Below are 18034 nucleotides of genomic sequence, written 5' to 3' on the forward strand. Positions count from 1 at the left end.
AAAAACTCTTAAAGGTTCTGATATACGCGAATTTCCGCATCAGACCTTTTTCTGCTGGAGATAAACGTTGACCGCAGCCGTGATCGCAGCAACCTTGTTGCCCTGCGAGAACGAGCCGGCCAGCGTCTGCATCCGTGCTTCCTCGTCATTTTTGTAACGTTCGAGGGTCTTTATAATATGCTCTTCCTGCAGGAAGTGGGTATGCGTATTGCCTTCGATAAACTGCTGGTTGTTCATGATCGCGTAATGAAGCGGGAGCGTCGTCTTGATCCCGAGAATGATATACTCCGATATTGCGCGGCGCATCCTTTTGATAACCTCGGGGCGGGTGCTGTCCCACGCGCAGAGTTTCGCTATCATTGAGTCATAGTTCGGCGGGATCATATACCCCATGTGGATGCCGCTGTCCACGCGGATACCGGGGCCACCTGGCGAGCGGTACCGGAGGATCTTACCCGGGTCTGCGGCAAAATTATTGAGCGGATCTTCCGCATTGATCCGGCACTCGANNCTTGGCGATCAGCGAGTCGTAATACGGCGGAATCACTCCCTCGGCATAAAGCGCCGTGTCCACCCGAATCCCATTTCCGCCCGGCACGTTGAACGCCGTAATCTTTCCCGCCGACGGAGTGAACCGAACGGGATGTTCCGCATTGATCCGGCACTCGATCGCATGCCCCCGGATCGAGATATCCTCCTGATCGAAGGGCAGCGATTCCCCGGCGGCAATTGCGATCTGCTGCCTGACCAGATCGACGCCGGTGATAAACTCGGTGACTGTATGTTCGACCTGCAGCCGGGTATTCATCTCCATGAAGTAAAAGTTTCCGTTGCTGTACAGGAACTCGACCGACCCGGCATTCGTATAATCAGATACTTCTGCCACCTTGAGCGCAGCGGCCGACATGCGCGCACGCAGTTCAGGTGTCATGATCGCCGAAGGCGCTTCCTCAACCAGTTTCTGGTGCCGGCGCTGGATGGAGCACTCTCGGTCATAGAGATGGACCGCATGATGGTTTTCATCAGCAAGCACCTGGAATTCGATATGCCGGGGTTTGACAAGGTATTTCTCAATAAAGACGGTCGGATCGCCAAATGCGGACTGGGCGATACGCATGCTTCCCGTGATCGCCTCTTCAAGCGTTGTCTCGTCATTGACAATCTGCATGCCGATGCCACCGCCGCCCGCACTTGCTTTTACGATCACCGGGTAGCCGATCTCTTCTGCGACCTTTTTTGCCATGTCGATGTCGCGGATCCCGTCATCGGTTCCCGGCAGCACCGGCACACCGGCTTTTTTCATCATCTTCTTGCTACCGATCTTGGAGCCCATGGCATGGATGGTTTTTGATGTGGGCCCGATGAAGGTCACACCCTCATCAGCGCAGAGCTTCGCGAACCGGTAGTTCTCCGCGAGGAAACCGTACCCCGGGTGGATCGCCTCTGCCCCGCTCTTTTTTGCGATATCGACGATCCGGTCCATGTTAAGGTAGCTTTTGGACGGGTGCGCCTCGCCGACCGGGAATGCCTCGTCCGCATATTTCACATGGAGGGCGTTCTTGTCCACGGAGGAATAGATCGCCACGGTGTCGATATCGAGTTCCCGGCACGCACGCATGACCCGAATCGCAATCTCACCACGGTTCGCGATCAGGATCTTCTCAAAAAATTTCATTGCACCACCAGCAATACATCGCCGTTCTGGACGACATCGCCGGTATCGATAAAAATCTCGGTGACCTTGCCGTCCACGGGACTGTGGATGGGGTTCTCCATCTTCATCGCCTCAAGCACAATGAGGGTATCGCCTTTTTTGACCGTCGCGCCCCGGTTGACCATGACCTGGAGCACCATGCCCTGCATATTGCTCCGGATCCCGCCCACGATATCCCCGCGCGGCGCTTTCTGGGCTGCGACATTTTCCACCTGGACCTTGTTTCCCCCGACAGATACGATGCGGACGGAAAACACCTCGCCGTCCACTTCAACTTCCATCTGGTCCGGGATACCACCGGAAGCTGCCTCCTGCTGGGCGGTCTGCTGCTTCTTTGGAAGCGCTTCAAGCTGCCGCTCGCCTTTCAAAAACGACGGCGCGATTGCCGGATACATAATGTAAGTGAGGACATCCTCCTCTTTTTTAACGAGTCCGGCTTTTTCTGCCTCTGCCTTCATACGCTCGTAGGATGGTTCCAGCATATCAGCCGGACGACAGGTTATCGGTTTCTCGTCACCGATAATCTTCCTGCGGATCTCCTCGCTGACCGGTGCCGGAGAACGCCCGTACAGCCCGCGCACGTAATCCTTGACCTCCTTCGTGACGTTCGAGTACCGCTGGCCGCCGTTCACGAGCACGTTCAAGACCGCCTGTGTCCCCACGATCTGGCTTGTTGGTGTCACGAGTGGCGGGTAACCAAGATCTTTCCTGACACGTGGGATCTCGGCAAACACGTCGTCAAGACGGTCAAGCGCATCCTGCTCCTCCAGCTGCGAGACAAGGTTGGAGATCATGCCGCCGGGCAGCTGGTAGATGAGTACGTTGCTGTCCACGCGTTCGGAGATCGGGTTTAAGAGTCCCGCATATTTCTCGCGGATCTGCACGCAGGTATTCCGGACCGTCCTGAGTTTCAGGAGGTCGATACCGGTATCCCGGGGAGTCCCGGTAAGCGAAGCTACGACACTTTCGGTCGGCGGTTGCGAGGTCCCCATCGAGAACGGCGACATGGCCGTATCAAGAATATCCACGCCGGATTCGATGGCCGCCTGGTAACTCATGGGGGCAATCCCGCTTGTGGAGTGGCTGTGAAGGCAGACTTTGATGTCAACAGCCTTTTTTATGCCGCTGATGAGCTCTCGCGCTGCCTCGGGCATGATAAGCCCTGCCATGTCCTTGATGCAGATGGAATCGCAGTCGAGCGCGGCAAGTTCCTTTGCCATCCCGATAAACATTTTATTGCTGTGGACCGGGCTTGTCGTATAGGATATCGTGCCCTGGAGGTGTGCCCCGGTCTTTTTTACCTGCTCCATCGAACGCTTCATGTTCCTTATATCGTTGAGCGCGTCAAAGACCCGAAAGATATCCACGCCGTTTTTATAGGACGCAGCGACAAACCGGTCGACCACGTCATCGGAATAATGGCGGTACCCGACAAGGTTCTGGCCGCGGAGCAGCATCTGGACCGGGGTGTGTTTCAGCTCTGCTTTGAGTGCGCGGAGCCGGTCCCAGGGATCGTCATTTAAAAACCGTATGCAGGTATCAAATGTAGCCCCGCCCCACGCCTCTGCAGAGAAAAAACCGCAGGTATCCATCTCACGTGCGAGCGGGATCATATCTTCAGTGCGGAGGCGGGTGGCAATGAGAGACTGGTGGGCATCGCGAAGAGTGGTATCGGTGATAAGAACTTTACGAGAAACGGCAGCACACATGGGAAACCTCAGGGCCTCCGGTATTACAATTAGCCTCTCAAAGCTTCACCTGTAAAGTATAAAAAATTCACTAACGGGGAAATATGCGAGAACGAGAGCCGCAGCCGCACAGGTCCCGGCTAGTCCATCACGGAGTGTTGTATGAAAGTGCGGGCAGATTGTCCCCCCGTTACGGTACCCCCGCATGGCGAGCACTTCAGCGGTTTCATCCGCCCGCCTGAGCGCATCGTGGATGAGGATACGCCCCGCAGGCACGATACTGCAGATACCCCATGGCTGCCCCTTCAGACCTGTCGCAATCCGTATCCGACGAAAATCCTCCGAGAGCCCGGTTGCCATCTGCATCGCCATCCCGGCGATCATCCCTGCCTCAAACCCGATCCGGGTACCGAAAAGCCAGGTACCCGCAGAAAGGAAATCACCGGTGCAGGACTCGGCATACACCCAGGTACCGACAAGAAGTATCGCAATCATCCGTACGAGATACGAGAGCCCGTCGCTCCCCGCAAGGGTCATGACACCCGCGACAATAACAAACAGAACAAGTGTCGCAAGGAGCGCAGTGCGGTGCCGGATGCTGTGCCACCGGGGAGTAAATGCCAGCCACCAGACAAAGACCGCAACGGCACCGGTGACACTCGCGAATGCCGCAAACGAGAGCAGGAATGCACAGAGCAGTCTTATCCGCGGGTCCTGCATGCAGCCTCCCTGATGCCCTCCGGCGTAAGTGCCAACGGACTTCTCCCGGTGCAGATGAGTTTCTTTACCAGAGGCGGCGCATGCTGCCAGTGCACGACCGCCCCGGGCATATCGCCGCAGTCGGCCAGTTCCCCCCCCACAATTTCCCAGATATGGTCGATGTCGGGAAAGATGCTCTGCTCATGGGTGAAGATCACGGTGATCCCCCCGGCCCGTTTGTTCATCTGCCTGCAGACCCACTCTTTTCCCGGGCAGTCAAGCGACGAAAACGGCTCATCAAGCAGCAGGAGATCGTAGTCCCGGGCAAGGACGCAGGCGAGATGCAGACGCTTGAGCTCCCCCCGGCTCAGCGAGAGTGAGGGTGTTTCTTTTGCAACATCGATACCCGCTGACCGGATAACTGCATCCGGATCAAGGTTCCATGACCGGCATTCCTCCGCGACGGAGAGGCCGGTGATGTGGAACTCGGGGAACTGGAACGAGAGCATCATCTGTGGTATGCTCTCCCGGATTACAGTACCGCTTTCCGGTGTAAGCAGCCCGGCCATCATGAGAGCAAGCGTAGACTTTCCGCTGCCGACATCCCCGCTCACCAGATGAACGCCCGGGGAAAAAACGCCGTTCGCCACAAGCGACCAGAACGGATGGCATGCGGTGAGGTGATCGAGAACGAGTCTCATACCGGCCACCTCCACGAGAGCGGGTAAAACGGGGTATCAGCAAGCAGGGGAAAGACAGCGGTCGGCATCCCGGCATGCAGAACTCTACCTCCCTCAATATATACGAGGTGATCCCCTTCTACGGCGGTTTCCATCTGCTGCGTACACCGTATGACATATTCAGCGCCCGATGCACGGAGCACAGCATCCAGCCATGCACACCGGTCAGCGTCAAGGTGCGAATCGCATTCATCAAGAATGAGGACACGCGGCCGGCTGATGCATGCCGCTGCGAGCGCGACGAGGACCTTTTCCCCCCCGCTCAGGTCCTGCATATTCCGGTCGAGCAGCCGGGTGATGCCCATCGTTTCCGCACATGCGCGGACTGACCGGTCGGTCTCCCTGCAGGGGGTGTGACGAAAGCGCAGCGGGGAGGCCAGTTCGTCTGTTACCGTGGAGAAGAGGATGTTCCGGTCCGGGAACTCGTTCACGTACCCGGTCTCAGTCTCCCGGGGGGACCTGCCATTGACGAGCACCGTCCCGCGGTCAGGTTCTGCAATACCGGCGCAGAGTTTTAACAATGTGCTCTTACCGCTGCCGTTCGGACCGATCACCGATGTGACGCCCGGGGATATCGCAAGCGTATCGATGGCAAGGAGCCGGTACCGGATATTTTCAAACGTGATCATGGCAGGTGCCGCGCGATCAGGTACGCGGCGCCGGTCTTGACCGCATCCCCGGGAAGGAAGATTATCATCCCCAGAAAGAACGCGGTGGCCGGGGCCATACCCGTAGAACCGATCAGCCATGCCACGCCGCACAGGAGAACAAGGACGGATGCGATGGCAAGCCCCGCTATCCTGCGCGCCGGCGAGACGGACTCACAGGCAACACCGGCGATCAGGGCTGCCGGGATAAACCCGATAATGTAACCCCCGGTAGGACCAAGCAGGACGCCAATACCGGCAACACCGTTATGGAAGACCGGTAGTCCCAGTGCCCCAAGCGCCACGTACAGCGTGGCCGGGATGACAGCGTCGCGTTTCATCACCGCTCCCGCGAGCAGGACAAAAAACGTCTGGAGAGTAAACGGAGTTGGAACAAACGGGACAGAGATCCACCCGCCGACCGTGATCAAACCGATGAATGCAGTTGTATAGGCAATACACCGGGAGCGCTGGAGATCGCCAAACATCGTCAACCACTAAAAAAATGTTGGTTGACGATAAAAGAGTGCCGGTCACTGGTGAAAACAATCGCCGGCGATCACGCGTTCGAGCTTGCCGTTGTCTTTCCGTATGATGAGCGCGCCGTACTCATCGATATCGACCGCTTCTCCGGAGAAACTGTTTTTGAGCGTCCGTATATCCACCCGGTGTTCGAGCGTGCAGGAGAGGCTTTTCCATTCCCGTATGATGGTATCGTATTCCCCACTTTCAATAAGGAGATAATGGCTCTCAAACTCTTTTAAGATCCGGGCAAGGAACGAGGCACGGTCCACCTCGTGACCGAGCTCTGCGGATATCGAGGTGATATTGTTCTGTAGCTCAGGGGAGAACTGGCTGATAGGAACATTTGCATCGATCCCCATTCCCAAGAGACAGTAGTGCACGTTATCGGCTTCTGCCGCAAGTTCGAGCAGCAGCCCGGCTACCTTCTTGTTCCCGATGAAGATGTCGTTGGGCCACTTGATCAGGGCGCCCAGATCGAACTCCTTTCGCATCGCCCGTGCTACCGCGACAGAACCTGCCATGGTGATCATGAAGACGTGATCGATCGGGATATGAGGTTTTAAGACAATCGTGAGCCAGATCCCGCCGCTGGGCGAGACCCATGCCCGCCCCATCCGGCCGACACCCCCGGTCTGCTCCTCAGCGATGATCACCATCCCGTGCATCTTTTCCAAATCGCCATCAGCACAGAGCTGTTTTCCCACCCAGATTGTCGAGGGCGTGTTCTCGAGGTACCTCATATTCTTCCCGATGAATTTTGTCTGGAGTTTCTTGTGGATCTCATACGGGAGCAGTTTGCTGCTCATACGTGTGAGCCGGTACCCCTCTTTCTGGGATGACGAGATGTCGTAACCCATCATGCGGAGCTCATTGATGTGCTTCCAGACGGAGGAGCGGGTAATTCCCAGTTCGTTGCTGATGGCCTCTCCCGAGACCGGCCCGTCCGACTTTTCGAGGATTTCCATTACCCTGAATGCAGAGTCCGGCATGGTTATCACTTCTTTGAATTACTGGATTCTTCCGGCAGCGGGCAGGGATCCTTGCCGCACACCTGCTTAATGATGGCGGACTGATGCTCCATGAGCGTGGCAAGATCGAAGATGCCGGTGACATCGACGACACCGATTGCACCGATCGCGTGCCCCTCATGATCCCGTATGGGGGCAACGGTCACCGGCACCCCTTTGTATGCACCCTTTTCAGGTATTATTTTTATCACCGTGTTCGATGCGATAGCCTGTTCGAGCACCGGGCCGGTATAATTGCGATCGATCACCCGGCCGTCCTCTATCCGGATACCGGGTCTCCGTAACGATTTCGCCGTCACCGGAAGGCGGTGGATGACCTCGTGGATGGCCAGCACCACGGGTTCAAGATCTGCTGCCTCCGCAGTTTCACAAAAAGTATAGCGGTGCATCGGACACAACCTCACTATCATTCTGGTCTTTTTCCTGCTAGAATAAGGTTTGTGTCCCGGAAGCGCAGAATTTTTTTACAAATGCACGGGACGGGTATTCGTGGACGCTCGTCACGACCACCGTTCCCGTCCCCACGGTTTTCTCGATGATTACTGTTGATCCGTCCGCTGACCCTGCAACACATCCCTCATAAGTGGGAAATGTACCATCGCATTCGATGCAGGAGGGATCGTAGTCCTCCACCAGTGTCGTCCCCAGTTCCGACGATCCGCACGCGACATTCCGGGGAAAAACCTCGTGCCGGTACGTGACCGGGAACGGCAGCCAGTCATACGCGTCCGCCCGGTCGATCGCGGCCCCAAAGACAAGGAGGTTGCCGCCGTTTTCGACAAATTTTTCTATGCGGTCCGATGATGCCCGGAGCGCGGGGAGCAGCCGGCAGTAGGCCGGGTTTGCAAACCCGGTGGGGATGATGAGGCACGAGAATGAACCACGGAAAAACGGGGCGGCCAGCATATACGGGGTGACCAGCTCGCACGGGATACCGCAGTCCTCAATGTACCTCACAAAATGCTGGGGGGTTTCCCAGACAAATCCTGCCCGGCAGCTCAACCCTTGATCACTCCCAGCGGGGACAGGCGGGCGACGAGGGCCGAGAGCCCGGCATCGTGGACTACCTGCACCACCTCGCTGCTTGGCTTGTAGACTTCAGGGGCTTCATCGGCTATCGCCGCTTCGTTTGGCGCCCGGACAATGATGCCCTGTGCGAGGAGATGATCTGCCACCTCTTTTCCGGTCATCCTCTTCTTTGCCTGAGACCGGCTCATGACCCGGCCAGACCCGTGGCAGGTACTGCCAAAGGTGCGTTCCATTGCCGTTGCGGTCCCTTTGAGCACGAACGAGGACGTGCCCATGCTGCCGGGAATAATCACCGGCTGGCCGATCGTGGCAAGATCCCCGGGCAGGTCCCGGGTGCCCGGCCCGAACGAGCGGGTGGCACCCTTGCGGTGCACGCAGAGCGTAACCCTGTGACCGTCAACCGTGTGCTCCTCGATCTTTGCCACGTTATGGGTGACATCGTAGACAAGCGGCATGCTTTCGTACCCGATGGAAAACATCCGCTCAAACTGCAGGCGGGCCGCGTGCATGATCAGCTGGCGGTTGGCCCAGGCATAGTTAGCGGCGGCGGCCATAGCACCAAAATAGGCTTTTCCTTCAGGAGACTGGATCGGGGCGCAGGCAAGCTGACGATCCGGGAGTGTGATATGGTATTTTTTTGTTGCCGTCTCAAGAGTCTTGAGATGATCGGTGCAGACCTGGTGGCCGAGCCCCCGGGAACCGCAGTGGATCATACAGCAGATCTGCCCTTTGAGAAGACCGAACGCTTTCGCCGCGATCTCATCGTAAATCTCGCTGACAACCTGGATCTCAAGGAAGTGGTTTCCCGACCCGAGCGTCCCCCCCTGCGGGATTCCCCGGGCCCGGGCCTTGGCCGAAACCGCACGGATGTCAGCCTGCTTCATACAGCCACCCTCTTCACACCGGGCAAGATCTCGTTCAACCCCGTACCCGGCCTCCACCGCCCAGCGTGCACCCTTTTCCATCACAGCCGTAAGTGCAGCCGGAGAGATTTTCAGGGAACTTTTTGCGCCGACACCGGTCGGCACAGCATGGAACAGGGACTCTATGAACTCACGAGGCTTTTTTATGTCCGCCTGCGCGAGCGGCGTTGTAAAGAGCCGGACCCCGCAGTTGATGTCAAACCCGACACCGCCCGGGGAGATGACGCCCTCGTCAAGGGAAAACGCCGCGACGCCGCCGATGGGAAACCCGTAGCCCCAGTGGATATCCGGCATGCCAAGCGAACACCGGACAATCCCGGGCAGGGTGGCGACGTTTGCAAGCTGCTGCACGGCACCCGGTTCAAGAAGTGCCGCAAGCGCATCCGAAAGGAAAAACCTTCCCGGCACACGCATGCCGGGCACATACCCGACCGGGATCTCCCACTCGTTAGTACCGGCCCGTATCACACCGTCAAGCATTCCCCCGACCCCCTTCATACATCAAATAAGATGTCCAGCATATATCCTTTGGCATCTTTCTGGATGGACAGGCCCGAGTAAGAAATTCCCTTTACCTCAGTTCCCTTATTATGCCGCACCGGATCGAACGGTTCACCGTCAAGGACCGCATGGATGTGCATCCCTTCAAGGCGCACGTCAGCCTGCCGGAAGACCAGCCCGTCCACTTCCGAAACATACAGCACTTCCGAGAGAAAATCACAAAAAAGCGATTCCTGGTCCGGTGCGTCGAGATCGATAGATCTGGTTGTCCCGCCACTACGGTCTCCTCCGTACATCACCTGCATCAGCGCCCTGCACGCCTCACCAAACAGGGCATCAAGCGTGGGGGCACAGGCCCGTATTTTCACATCTGCGGTATGGGGCAGCTCTTCGTAACTCATCTCTGCCCGTACCCTGCCGACTCTTCTTCATAGAAAGGGATCATGTCAATCCGGATTTCATCGAGAAAACGTGCCTGGTGGATGGAGACATAGATGGTGTGGTGGGCGGCCTTGAGAAGAAGATCACTTTTCTTGGGCGGTTTTACACGTACCGGGAGAAGGATCGGACCTCCGCAGGAGGTACACACGCGGAAATCGCAGTCTCTCTTCTCGATGTAGTCCATGACATCGGGTGCAATCGCAATCCGGGAGACTTCGGATGTATCAGAAGGATTACCGGGCATTATGTCAGTACTATTGTAAGGAGTTGTTAAAAAACGGTTATGGTTAAAGTGAGGGGTTCAAAGATCATGCGCTTACGAGCCGGACAACCATTGAGGCGTACTTCTCCTTGAGCTCATAGGTACTGACGCCTCCGACATTCCGGTTGACCTTCAGGATCCCGATACGGGAGGCAATGATACCGACCATCGATGCCATCGTATGGAATGAAACCGAGAACTGTTCTTTGAGCTCAGCAAGAATGTCTGCAATCGTCATCTGCTTAATGCGCAGGAGGAGCCGGAGCACCTCGCGGCGGATGCCGGTCTTATCCCGTGAGAGATACGATCTCAGCCGCCCCTCAATCATCTGTTCGATCTCAAACTGAGATCCCATGGGGTAGTGTCGCAACTTTCTCCATATATATTTTTTGTATTTTCCCGTTTTAAAAACCCCGTTTGGAAATCCCGCTATTCTGGCAGGACACGCAGATATTCTGTGAAATTGGTACCGGGAGCCATGATCAGTACCGGTACCGGAGAACAGTACGGGCATCACCAGCCATCTGGTAATTATTTATCGTTCATGAACAGATGAATATGCTATGGGATTATTCAGTTACAACATCGAAAAATATTCACCAAAACAACTGGTGATAATCCCGATGGTGCTGCTGGCCATATCGCTCGTGGTGCTTGCGTTTGTTACGGTAACGGTCGGGATGCCGGTCAAGCCGGGGATCGATTTTTCCGGCGGGACTGCCGTAACGGTGATCACGCCGGATACCTCCGATCAGATCCGTACACTATTTGCGGACTATCCTCTCGTGAGTATCAGCGAGGGGCTCAGCAACGGGAAGTTCATTACATTCGCGACCATGGACGATGCGAAGTACAAGAGCCTGACCACACTGATCGCAAGCAAATACCCGGATGCACGGGTGGACCAGATCGGCGAATCCTTTGGTAAGACCCTGCAGGATCAGGCGTTTATCGCCATGATCCTTGCCTTTATCGGCATGGCAATCGTCGTCTTTGTCTCGTTTCGGACATTTGTCCCGTCCTGTGCAGTTGTCCTCTCGGCATTTGCCGACATGGTCATGACTGCAGCAATGATGAATGTTGTCGGTATTTCCCTTTCGCTCGGGACCACCGCGGCACTGCTCATGCTGATCGGTTATTCCGTCGACAGCGACATATTGCTCACCACACGGGTGCTCAAACGGCAGGGAAAACTTAACGACAAGTTGACGGGTGCGTTCCATACTGGTATCATCATGACCTCCACGACCCTCGCGGCGGTTACAATGCTGCTTATTGTATCCTGGCTTGGGCAGGTGCAGGTCATTGAAGAAATCTCGGCAGTTCTCCTGATAGGGCTCATCTTTGATATCCTCAACACCTGGCTCACGAACGTCGGCATATTGAAATGGTATGTCCTCAAAGGAGGTGGGAAATGAAGCAGGAACGGATAAAGGACCTCCTCAAGGACTGGCGGGTCCTCACGCTGATCATCCTTTTAGTCCTCTCGGTTGTCGCCATCTACCCGCATTTCGACAACAGTGGCAACCTGACAACAAACCTCCAATACGGCCTCGATCTCCAGCAGGGGGCCTGGCTCCAGCTTGAATTCAAGGCAGAAGTAGTCGGGTACACGACAACAGAACCGGTCGATACCTTTGTCGCCAACCTCTCAAAGAGCCTCGACACCGATGTTGAACAAGTCGATGCCAACCATCTTGAGATTCGGAAATCCTACACACAGGCAGAACTTGAGCCCTACTTTGAAGCCGAAGGCGGGACAGTCGTCTCGTACCAGCCCGGTATATCAAAGGCCTCAGCGGACCTGGTCAAGCAGATCCTCGAACAAAAAATTAACGCAATGGGTACCAAGGATGCAAAGGTCAACACCCTTACCGGGATGAACAATGTCGCCCGGTACGTGCGCGTAGAGATGGCCGGAGTCGATATGAACCAGGCCCAGCAGATCATAGGGAAGCAGGGCAAATTCGAGATCCGTATCCAGACGACAGGTAATGAAACCGAACATGTCCTCTATGGCGATACTATCACCAGTGTCCAGGTCCCAAGCAAGGACACTTCGGGCAACTGGGGTGTCGGGTTTACCCTGAGCGATGCGGGTGCCGAGACATTCAGAGACGCGGCTATCAAGTATGGCGCAACAACAGATCCCACTCATCATCAACTGGCGATGATCCTCGATAACAAGACGGTCTATTCTGCACCGCTGTCATCGAACCTTGCCTCGTCCCTCCAGAGTGAAACCACCCGCACTATGACTGCCTCTACCGGTACGGGAACATACGGGATGCAGCAGGCAACTAACCTCGAGATCCAGCTTCGTGCCGGTGCGTTACCGGTCGATGTATCGGTAGCAGGATCCGGTTCGACCTCCGCGTCGCTTGGTTCCCACTACATGGCGATGTGCCTGATCGCCGGTATTCTTGCGCTGATCACGGTCGCGTTTGTGATCTTCTACCGGTACCGCGAGCCGAGGATCGTGCTCCCTATGGTATTGATCAATGCCTCTGAGATCGTGATCCTGCTCGGGTTCATCAGCGTCATCAAGTTCCAGATGGATCTCCCGACCATTGCCGGGTTGATCGCCGTGCTTGGGACCGGTATCGACCAGCTGGTCGTCATTACCGATGAGATCCTCCACGAAGGTATCGTCCCGTCACAAACCGTCTACCTAAAGAGGCTTGCCCGGGCGCTCACCATCATCGTGGTCGCCGCAGCAACGGTGCTGATTGCGATGCTGCCACTCGCACTCATGGATCTTTCCACGCTCAAAGGATTTGCCATCATCACCATGATGGGTGTCCTTGTTGGTGTGATAGTGACAAGACCCGCCTATGGTAAGATCATCATGGAGATCCTCTCCCAATAACAATACCATAGATTTATCTTTTTTTTTATCGACTACTCTTACCGGGTATGATTACATGACGAGACCTGTTCTGTACGACTTTTTTGCCACCTGGTGCGGGCCCTGCCGGATGCAGACACCGATCATCGAGGAAGTGGCAAAAAAACTGGGCGACACCATTGAGATAAAAAAAGTGGACGTTGACGAGCACATGGACCTGGCGGAAAAATACGGGATCCGCGTGGTGCCGACACTTATTATCGAAAAGGACGGAAAAGTTGTCCAGACCATGGAAGGCGTCACCGACGCCGCAACGCTCGAAAAACTGCTCCGGCCGCTGGTGGGATAAGTGAAGATCGGCATTGTCGGCGGCACCGGGGATATCGGGGAAGGTATGACGAGGCGCCTCTCGCCGGTCTTTGACGTTGTTGTCGGGTCGCGTGAGCAGGACAAGGCTGAAGCGAGCTGCACGGTTGCCCGGGAGACCCTTAAAAACCGCGGGCAGTCCTGTTCGGTCAGTGGGGTCTCAAACCAAGGGGCGGTTGATGAGGGCGAGATCGTGATCCTCGCAATCCCGTTCAAGCACGTGGTACCGACACTCTCGACCCTGCACGGCTTTGAGGATAAAATTGTTATAAGCCCGGTCAACCCGATGGAAAAACAGGATCACTTCGTTTTTGTTCCCCCGCCGGAAGGGTCGGCGGCGCTGTTGATCAAAAAACTCCTGCCAAAGGAGGCGCGGCTCTGCTGCGCGTTCAACACCATCGCTGCAAACCGGTGGAAGGCGCTGGACGAAGAACTGGTTTATTCGGTACCGGTCTGTAGTGACGACGAGGATGCAAAGCGTCAGGTGATGGAACTCGTGAACCGGGTCTCAAAACTTCAGGCATTCAACGCCGGCCCGCTTTCAGTTTCACCGCTTATCGAATCGCTCACACCACTGGTGCTCAATATCGCCCGGTACAACAAGATGCGGGATGTCGGCATCCAGTTCCGGTAACAACGCCGCAAAGGCCGAAAAGATTGTCGGTATCCTTGAGGGCCGGTTCGGGGAAATTCCCTGGTGGCCCGGGGATACCGATGAGGTCATGATCGGGTCGATCTTAACCCAGCAGACCCGGTGGGAGAATGTCGTGCGGGCACTTGCCCTCCTTAAGGAGCGTGGCCTGTGCTCTATGTCTGCCATATACACAGCAGACCCTCAGGAGATCGAGGAGGCCGTGCGGTGTACCGGTTTCTACCGGATAAAGGCGCGCCGGCTCAAAGCTTTGGCTGCGTTCGTGACTGATACCAGTGGTGGGATTGATTTGATGGCAGGCATACCTACTCCCACGCTCCGGGCCGGACTTCTTGGAGTACACGGGATTGGCGAAGAAACGGCAGACAGTATCCTCTGCTACGGTTTTTCCCGGCCTAGTTTTGTAGTCGATGCCTATACTGAGCGCATTGCACGGTGTGCCGGCATAACTACCCCGCGATCTGCGCTTAAACCTCTTTTTGAGAGTGTTCTTGAAGAGGATTCCCACGTGTACCACCAGACCCATGCCCATATAGTGGAATACGCCAAAGGATGGTGTACAAAGAAGAGGTGTGAAGGATGCCGGATTATGGCTTTGAACGGGTAGGAAAAAAGCTGTTTGCTGAACACCTGGTCGGAGGAAACTTCGGGAACATGAGCGTGCGTGACGGGGACGCCGGTTTTTTTATAAAAAAGACCGGTGCCTACCTGGATGCCCCGGGGGAGCCGGTCCTTGTGCCGTTTGAAGGACCGGTCCCGAAGGACGCCTCAAGCGAGTACCGCGTCCACCTTGCAGTATATCGCACGACACCGTACCGGGCGATCGTGCACGCCCATCCGCCATACGCAGTCGCCGCATCTCTCGTGGCAGACGAGATCCGGCCGCTGGACAGCGAAGGGGAGATGTTCTGTCCCGCAATCCCGGTGACTGCCGGCGCGCCCGGGACGCAGGGCCTTGCGAACGCAGTTGCCGAAGAAATGCAGCACAACAAACTGGTCATTGCACGTGGGCACGGGACATTTGCCGCCGGTGCAACGCTTGACGAGGCATTCCTTCTCACATCCCTTGCCGAACATGCCTGCAAGATCATCGCATTAAAAAAGATGTTCCTTTAGTGAAAGATTCACGGAACAGTTTTTAAAAAAAAAATATCTGATTTTACTTCTTTTGGGATTTTATTTCTACTGCTTGGGCGGCTGGTTCAACTGGATCTCCCGTATGATCTCCCGGTGGAAGACGAGCAGCATGTCTGAGATCATCCCGAACATGAAGATCTCGATACCGACGACGACGAGAAGCACCGTCAGGATGGTCAGCGGGATATGATCGATGTGGTGCAGCCATTCAAGGAGAACATACACCCCGGTGAGCAGACCAAGGATGGAAGTAAACAGGCCCATAATACCAAAATAAAACATCGGGTTGTTGACCCTCGCAAGGCGGTAGATCGTGGTGACGATCCGGATGCCGTCATGGAAGGGGGAGAGCTTTGTCGGGGTTCCCGGACGGCGCGAGTACCGTATGGGCACCACCATGATCCGCTGGCCGTTTCTGACCGCTTCGACAGACATCTCGGTCTCAATCTCAAAACCGGTCTCCTTGAGGTTCATCTGCTGGACAGCCAGTTTTGTGAACGCCCGGTACCCGGAGAGGATATCGTGGAGATCCCGGCTGTGGGCAAGCTTGAAAAAGAGGTTGAGCATGTGGTTGCCAAAGAGGTTAAGCCGCGAGAACGATCCCTCTTCTGCGTTGATGAGCCGGTCGCCGATAACCTGATCAAATCCCAAAAAGAGCGGGGTGAGCATCTTCTCCGCATCCTTTACCGAGTACGTGCCGTCACCGTCAAGCATCAGAATATACGGTTGCTCGATCACCTCAAACGCCTCGATGATCGCATTTCCCTTCCCTTTGCCTGACTGCGTCCTAACCAAGGCACCGGCATCCCGTGCATTTTTTACGGTATTATCCGTACTCTTGCCATCCATGACAAGGATATGGGTATACCCGAAATCGTGGAACTCTTTTACCACCGGGCCGATGGACAGGCTCTCATTTAACGTTGGGATAAGGATACAGACCTCATCTTTGTTGAATTTCATTGGTATAGTATTTTTAATCCGTTATCATAAGTGCTTCTATGCACATCCCGAAAAAAGGCCTCCGGGCGCTCGGTATTGCTGATAGTTATTCCGGCCGGGAACACTCGACCCTTGCCGGGATTGTTATGCGCAAAGACCTCATAATTGACGGGTGTGCATTCTCCCGGGTGACGGTCGGCGGCATGGATGCAACCGACGCAGTCCTTGAAATAGTTAATGCGCTTAACCGCCGGGACATCAACGTGATCCTCCTCTCGGGCTGCGTGATCGCCTTTTTCAACATCATCGACCCCATGCAGGTGCATGATCGGACCGGCCTGCCGGTCATCTGCGTGACCTACGAGGAGTCCGCGGGTCTTGAGGGGGATATCCTCCACCATTTTCCCGGGGATACCATACGGCTGGGCGCATACTGCCGCCTTGGCGCACGCACACCCCATACCCTGCCGGACGGACCGACGATCTATCTCCGCAGCTGGGGCCTCGATCCTGCGGATGCCGGCCGGCTCTGCACGGCGTTTACCTGCGAGGGAAAGATCCCGGAACCACTCCGGGTCGCACGGCTTACTGCCCGCGCCGCCCACGGTTTTGTCAGGTACCAGATTTAAGAATACACCGGGACAGGAGACTTTGCCCGCACTGCCCCCACCGGAGATTTCATATCTGGCAAGGTAGATGGATAAAAAAGAAATGACGAGGTAACCAGATGACACAACAGTCGGTAAAACTCGCCCGCTGGGTATGTCTTGAATGCCACTATATCTACGATCCGGCAAAAGGGGATAAAACACAGGGAATTCCCCCGGGAGTCCCGTTCGAGGATCTGCCGGGCACGTGGCGCTGCCCGGAGTGTCATGTCCTTAAGTCCAAAAAAGGCGTGTTTAAAAGGCTTGATGAGTAAAACACCCGGGCCGGTTCAGACCTCTTTTTCTTATTACCGTTTCATGCCGTATATGTGTGGCGCGAGATGATCTGATTGGTTACCACGTCGTAGACCTCAAAGGTTACCACGTCCCCAGGGTGAAAGGTCCCGTCCTTGTAATTAATTGAGATCAGTTCGTTCGGATCCCAGATCCGACCCTGCGATCCCGGGCCCCCAAGTGTCTGGATCTGGTAGTGATGCGTGGGGATGTATGCATACCCGTTCATGGTTGTGATAGAGCACTCGAGAAGTTTCCCGTTCCGGTATGTCAGCGCATAGAGATTCAGGTTCACATAGCCGGTTGTTCCCGTATTCCTGACAACCATGTAACTGTCAAATTTCATGACTCCATTTTCGTTGACATGCCGGATCTTTGTAATCTGAAAGATAGCAGGAACAGACTGGTCGTACTGATAGGGAAGCTGGACCATCAGGAGCAGGACAAGTGCCGCAAGAATAAAAGTGATCACGAGCATCAGGATTATGCCGATTGCCGGTGATAATGCTCTATCTGATCTGCGACAGGACGACAAGAATCAGTCTTCTTTTTTATTGGTAATGAATACATAGCATTTGATTTCTACAAGAATTGTGCCTGAATCCAGGGATATCCACACACGGATGACACAGGCTCCCGGCCTGTATCACTTAGTAATCCTGATCATATTTCCGCGAGCCGGCTCTCTCATTATGGTAAAACAGATACCCGGGCACCAGCACCCTGCCCCCCTCACCGGGCAGAAGGGGGGTAGGGCCCCCTCATGCGGATGAGGAGGGGGCTGCCCAAAACCCGGAAGCAAAGGGAGGTGCCCCTACCCCCCACTTATGATCGGCAGACCCCCTCCTCCCTCAGGGTACGGAGGGGGAACCCCCCCTCTTCCGACGGACGCTCCACGCGAACACAAGGTTGTGGCGCTGGAACCAAGGGGGGTAGTCCCCCCTCTCACTG

The 18034-nt window shown here is 55.7% G+C and carries 23 protein-coding genes and 2 pseudogenes; 8 read left to right on the forward strand and 17 right to left on the reverse strand.

Features of this window, described 5'->3' with window-relative positions; translation table 11 throughout:
• Positions 1-39: 39 nt before the first annotated feature.
• The 15 genes and pseudogenes from QZN75_RS03340 to QZN75_RS03405 form a co-directional block, all read right to left on the reverse strand.
• A pseudogene (locus tag QZN75_RS03340) lies at positions 40-507 on the reverse strand (acetyl-CoA carboxylase biotin carboxylase subunit); the annotation flags it as partial.
• Entirely contained in the window at positions 473-691 is a 219-nt protein-coding gene (locus tag QZN75_RS10035) for a hypothetical protein (protein WP_394339489.1), read from the reverse strand. The gene QZN75_RS10035 and the pseudogene QZN75_RS03340, both read right to left, overlap by 35 nt.
• Positions 668-1675 (reverse strand): annotated as a pseudogene (locus tag QZN75_RS03345) (biotin carboxylase N-terminal domain-containing protein); the annotation flags it as partial. The gene QZN75_RS10035 and the pseudogene QZN75_RS03345, both read right to left, overlap by 24 nt.
• Positions 1672-3423, reverse strand: coding sequence for a sodium-extruding oxaloacetate decarboxylase subunit alpha (gene oadA / locus QZN75_RS03350; protein ID WP_292424720.1), 1752 nt, complete (start codon positions 3421-3423; stop codon positions 1672-1674). The gene oadA and the pseudogene QZN75_RS03345, both read right to left, overlap by 4 nt.
• A 45-nt stretch (positions 3424-3468) precedes the next feature.
• Complete coding sequence (locus tag QZN75_RS03355) at positions 3469-4122, reverse strand: hypothetical protein (RefSeq protein WP_292424722.1); 654 nt, start codon at positions 4120-4122, stop codon at positions 3469-3471.
• Entirely contained in the window at positions 4104-4802 is a 699-nt protein-coding gene (locus QZN75_RS03360; RefSeq protein ID WP_292424724.1) for an energy-coupling factor ABC transporter ATP-binding protein, read from the reverse strand. Before QZN75_RS03360 ends, QZN75_RS03355 begins: the two co-directional genes overlap by 19 nt.
• A complete protein-coding gene (locus tag QZN75_RS03365) occupies positions 4799-5470 on the reverse strand; it encodes an energy-coupling factor ABC transporter ATP-binding protein (RefSeq protein ID WP_292424726.1) in 672 nt (223 codons plus the stop codon). The genes QZN75_RS03360 and QZN75_RS03365 overlap by 4 nt, the downstream gene beginning before the upstream one ends.
• Positions 5467-5976 carry a biotin transporter BioY gene (locus QZN75_RS03370; protein WP_292424759.1) on the reverse strand — a complete coding sequence of 170 codons (510 nt, stop codon included), beginning with the start codon at positions 5974-5976 and terminating at the stop codon, positions 5467-5469. Before QZN75_RS03370 ends, QZN75_RS03365 begins: the two co-directional genes overlap by 4 nt.
• 45 nt (positions 5977-6021) lie before the next feature.
• Positions 6022-7002 carry a biotin--[acetyl-CoA-carboxylase] ligase gene (locus tag QZN75_RS03375; RefSeq protein ID WP_292424727.1) on the reverse strand — a complete coding sequence of 327 codons (981 nt, stop codon included), beginning with the start codon at positions 7000-7002 and terminating at the stop codon, positions 6022-6024.
• Positions 7003-7007: 5 nt separating this feature from the next.
• Positions 7008-7430: a DUF2111 domain-containing protein gene (locus QZN75_RS03380; RefSeq protein ID WP_292424729.1), complete on the reverse strand. Its 423-nt coding sequence runs from the start codon at positions 7428-7430 to the stop codon at positions 7008-7010.
• A 37-nt stretch (positions 7431-7467) separates the two neighbouring features.
• Positions 7468-7998: a hypothetical protein gene (locus QZN75_RS03385; RefSeq protein WP_366652793.1), complete on the reverse strand. Its 531-nt coding sequence runs from the start codon at positions 7996-7998 to the stop codon at positions 7468-7470.
• Between the two features lie 41 nt (positions 7999-8039).
• Positions 8040-9473 carry an RtcB family protein gene (locus QZN75_RS03390; protein ID WP_292424761.1) on the reverse strand — a complete coding sequence of 478 codons (1434 nt, stop codon included), beginning with the start codon at positions 9471-9473 and terminating at the stop codon, positions 8040-8042.
• Between the two features lie 14 nt (positions 9474-9487).
• Entirely contained in the window at positions 9488-9895 is a 408-nt protein-coding gene (locus QZN75_RS03395; protein ID WP_292424733.1) for an archease, read from the reverse strand.
• Positions 9892-10179 (reverse strand): hypothetical protein, encoded by a 288-nt coding sequence (locus tag QZN75_RS03400; RefSeq protein WP_292424735.1) that lies wholly within the window; start codon positions 10177-10179, stop codon positions 9892-9894. Before QZN75_RS03400 ends, QZN75_RS03395 begins: the two co-directional genes overlap by 4 nt.
• A 64-nt stretch (positions 10180-10243) precedes the next feature.
• Positions 10244-10552 carry a DUF2551 domain-containing protein gene (locus QZN75_RS03405; protein WP_292424737.1) on the reverse strand — a complete coding sequence of 103 codons (309 nt, stop codon included), beginning with the start codon at positions 10550-10552 and terminating at the stop codon, positions 10244-10246.
• 208 nt (positions 10553-10760) lie between these two features.
• On the opposite strand from QZN75_RS03405, the gene QZN75_RS03410 reads away from it, so the two are divergent.
• From QZN75_RS03410 to QZN75_RS03435, 6 genes are read left to right on the forward strand one after another with little or no spacing between them, the layout of a single operon-like run.
• Positions 10761-11615 (forward strand): protein translocase subunit SecF, encoded by an 855-nt coding sequence (locus QZN75_RS03410; RefSeq protein WP_292424739.1) that lies wholly within the window; start codon positions 10761-10763, stop codon positions 11613-11615.
• A complete protein-coding gene (locus QZN75_RS03415; protein ID WP_292424741.1) occupies positions 11612-13066 on the forward strand; it encodes a preprotein translocase subunit SecD in 1455 nt (484 codons plus the stop codon). Before QZN75_RS03410 ends, QZN75_RS03415 begins: the two co-directional genes overlap by 4 nt.
• 55 nt (positions 13067-13121) lie before the next feature.
• Positions 13122-13394: a thioredoxin gene (gene trxA / locus QZN75_RS03420; RefSeq protein ID WP_292424742.1), complete on the forward strand. Its 273-nt coding sequence runs from the start codon at positions 13122-13124 to the stop codon at positions 13392-13394.
• The gene (gene npdG, locus QZN75_RS03425) at positions 13395-14045 is read left to right on the forward strand and encodes an NADPH-dependent F420 reductase (protein WP_292424744.1); all 651 of its coding nucleotides are present in this window, start codon (positions 13395-13397) and stop codon (positions 14043-14045) included.
• Complete coding sequence (locus QZN75_RS03430; protein ID WP_292424746.1) at positions 14023-14670, forward strand: endonuclease III domain-containing protein; 648 nt, start codon at positions 14023-14025, stop codon at positions 14668-14670. The genes npdG and QZN75_RS03430 overlap by 23 nt, the downstream gene beginning before the upstream one ends.
• Positions 14643-15179 (forward strand): aldolase, encoded by a 537-nt coding sequence (locus QZN75_RS03435; RefSeq protein WP_292424749.1) that lies wholly within the window; start codon positions 14643-14645, stop codon positions 15177-15179. Before QZN75_RS03430 ends, QZN75_RS03435 begins: the two co-directional genes overlap by 28 nt.
• Before the next feature lie 66 nt (positions 15180-15245).
• On the opposite strand, the gene aglJ is transcribed toward QZN75_RS03435, so the two are convergent.
• Positions 15246-16163 (reverse strand): S-layer glycoprotein N-glycosyltransferase AglJ, encoded by a 918-nt coding sequence (gene aglJ, locus QZN75_RS03440; RefSeq protein ID WP_292424751.1) that lies wholly within the window; start codon positions 16161-16163, stop codon positions 15246-15248.
• A gap of 38 nt (positions 16164-16201) precedes the next feature.
• Between aglJ and QZN75_RS03445 the strand changes: the two genes are divergently transcribed.
• Both QZN75_RS03445 and QZN75_RS03450 read left to right on the forward strand, forming a co-directional pair.
• Positions 16202-16771, forward strand: a complete 570-nt coding sequence (locus QZN75_RS03445; RefSeq protein ID WP_292424752.1) for a DUF99 family protein — start codon at positions 16202-16204, stop codon at positions 16769-16771.
• A 98-nt stretch (positions 16772-16869) separates the two neighbouring features.
• The gene (locus QZN75_RS03450) at positions 16870-17064 is read left to right on the forward strand and encodes a rubredoxin (RefSeq protein ID WP_292424755.1); all 195 of its coding nucleotides are present in this window, start codon (positions 16870-16872) and stop codon (positions 17062-17064) included.
• A 41-nt stretch (positions 17065-17105) separates the two neighbouring features.
• Here QZN75_RS03450 and QZN75_RS03455 read toward each other — a convergent pair whose 3' ends face one another.
• The gene (locus QZN75_RS03455) at positions 17106-17618 is read right to left on the reverse strand and encodes a type IV pilin (RefSeq protein WP_292424757.1); all 513 of its coding nucleotides are present in this window, start codon (positions 17616-17618) and stop codon (positions 17106-17108) included.
• Positions 17619-18034 lie beyond the last annotated feature (416 nt).

Source organism: Methanoregula sp. (genome assembly GCF_003170075.1).
Taxonomy (GTDB): domain Archaea; phylum Halobacteriota; class Methanomicrobia; order Methanomicrobiales; family Methanospirillaceae; genus Methanoregula.